2 protein-coding genes and 1 pseudogene are annotated in these 2067 nt (G+C 45.1%); all 3 read left to right on the top strand.

Going from position 1 to position 2067, the window contains the following annotated elements:
- Nucleotides 1-93 (top strand): annotated as a pseudogene (locus NDA06_RS26585) (IS630 family transposase); the annotation flags it as partial.
- On the top strand, nucleotides 71-445 hold the full coding sequence (locus NDA06_RS26580; RefSeq protein WP_242047578.1) for a hypothetical protein: 375 nt from the start codon (nucleotides 71-73) through the stop codon (nucleotides 443-445). The pseudogene NDA06_RS26585 and the gene NDA06_RS26580, both read left to right, overlap by 23 nt.
- Nucleotides 442-1965 carry a response regulator gene (locus NDA06_RS26575; protein ID WP_190987154.1) on the top strand — a complete coding sequence of 508 codons (1524 nt, stop codon included), beginning with the start codon at nucleotides 442-444 and terminating at the stop codon, nucleotides 1963-1965. Before NDA06_RS26580 ends, NDA06_RS26575 begins: the two co-directional genes overlap by 4 nt.
- Nucleotides 1966-2067: the final 102 nt, after the last annotated feature.

Here is a 2067-nt window from a genome sequence, read left to right as displayed (position 1 = left end):
TGGTCTTGGCTCAAGAGCCGCATCCGCAAACAACTCGACCAGTTTAATTGTTTGCGAGATGCAATCGAGCATGTCTTATGCTTGTCGTCCTAATTACCTTGGCGATTGCTATAACGATTTCCTGCCCAAACCCATCCAAAACCAGGAACTTTTAGAAAAGTTACGCGGTTATTTGGGGCTGTCATGGATTTATGAAGAAATTAAAAATGAAGAATTCCGCGAGCCTTCCGCAAAAGCGATGGTGCCTCCGCCTGTAGAGGAAATCGCGGCACTCTTCGATTTCGCAATGATGGGCGACCTCAGAGGGATTGCCAAGCGAGCCGCTCAACTGGAACAGATGAATCAGGACTGGATACCCTTTACCAACCATTTACGTCAATTAGCCAAGGGCTTTGAAGAAAAACAAATCTTGGATTTTATCAAACAATATAGAGAAAATAAATGAGCGAAGAAATTCCCCACAAAGGCATAATCTTAATCGTTGATGATACTCCCATAAACTTAGGGGTTTTGTTCGACTTTTTGGCGGCTTCCGGCTTCAAGATTTTGGTAGCCCGGGATGGCGAAAGTGCGATTCAAAAGGGGGAATATGCCCTGCCGGATCTTATCTTATTAGATGTACTGATGCCGGGGATGGATGGGTTTGAAACTTGCCGTCAACTGAAAGCCAATCAAGTAACGAAAGATATCCCTGTAATTTTTATGACGGCGCTTTCCGAGACGGTAGATAAGGTTAGAGGTTTAAGCCTGGGAGCCGTCGATTATATTACTAAACCACTTCAGCATGAAGAAGTTTTAGTTCGCATTACTGTCCAACTGAGTATGCAGAGTTTAACAAAGAAACTGAAAGAACAAAATGTGCTTTTGGAACAAGAAATTCAAGAACGTACAAGGGTAGAAAAAGCACTCTTACAGCTCAAAGAAGAACTAGAAGAACGGGTAGAGGAAAGAACCCTTGAACTTTCCCACTCTAATGCTCTGCTGAAACAAGAGATTCAAGAGCGGATTTCTACAGAAGCAATATTACAACAATCAGAGGCACGCTATCGAGAACAAGCGCATCAGCTAGAACTCGCCTTTCGCCAACTCCAACAGACTCAAGGTCAACTGATCCAAAGCGAACAACTGGCTAGTTTAGGACAGTTAGTCGCCGGTGTTGCTCATGAAATGAATAACCCGGTCAACTTTATCTACGGCAATATTACTCACGCAGAGCGCTATACCCAAGACCTGCTGTACCTGCTGAATCTTTATACCAAGGAATTAACCAATCCGGGGCCAACTATCCTGGAGGAGGCTCAGGCAATTGACCTGGAGTTTCTGGTTGAAGACCTGCCAAAACTACTGGGTTCGATGAAGATTGGGGCTGAGCGCATCCGCGAGATTGTCCAGTCATTGCGGAATTTCTCTCGCGTGGATGAGGCTCAGATGAAGCCAGTGAACATTCACGATGGGCTAGACAGCACTCTGCTAATTTTGAACAACCGGCTGAAATCCAAGGCTGACTATCCGGGCATTCAGATCGTTAAAGAGTATGGCAAGCTGCCTCCTGTAGAGTGTTATGCAGGTCAAATGAACCAGGCATTTATCAATGTGCTGTCGAGTGTGATTGATGCTTTGGAGGAGTATGACCATAAGCGATCGCCTGAAGAAATATACTTCTCCCGCAGTACCATTCGGATTTATACCGAAGTAACTGACCGTGGCTTTGTGACGATTCAGATTATAGATAATGGCCCCGGTATAGCGGAGGAAGTCCGCCCTCACCTGTTTGATCCCTTCTTTACGCCGAAAACGAAGGGCAAAGGCACGAAGGTTAGGTTGTCCCTTAGCTATCAAATCGTCGTGGACAAACATGGTGGACAAATGCAGTGTATTTCAGCGCCCGGGCATGGTACGAAATTCATCATAGCGATTCCGATTCGACAAAATCTTCGGAAAACGCCTTCCTTCGAGTCAATGTAATGTCAACGTCATCAGGGAAAAGCATTTAACTGGCACAGTCAATTCTGGTAGTGGGTAATGGAAATTATCCTTACCTAAAACCTCTCTTTCACTTTGTGCAAT

The organism is Trichocoleus sp. ST-U1 (genome assembly GCF_039961835.1).
GTDB lineage: Bacteria > Cyanobacteriota > Cyanobacteriia > Cyanobacteriales > FACHB-T130 > FACHB-T130.
The sequence above is the reverse complement of the archived record's forward strand: the minus strand, read 5'-3'. Positions and strand labels throughout refer to the sequence as shown.

Bases quoted from the DNA above. Each gene is read 5' to 3' on its own strand.
- NDA06_RS26575 (WP_190987154.1), top strand. From the start codon at position 442: ATGAGCGAAGAAATTCCCCACAAAGGCATAATCTTAATCGTTGATGAT.
- NDA06_RS26580 (WP_242047578.1), top strand. From the start codon at position 71: ATGTCTTATGCTTGTCGTCCTAATTACCTTGGCGATTGCTATAACGAT.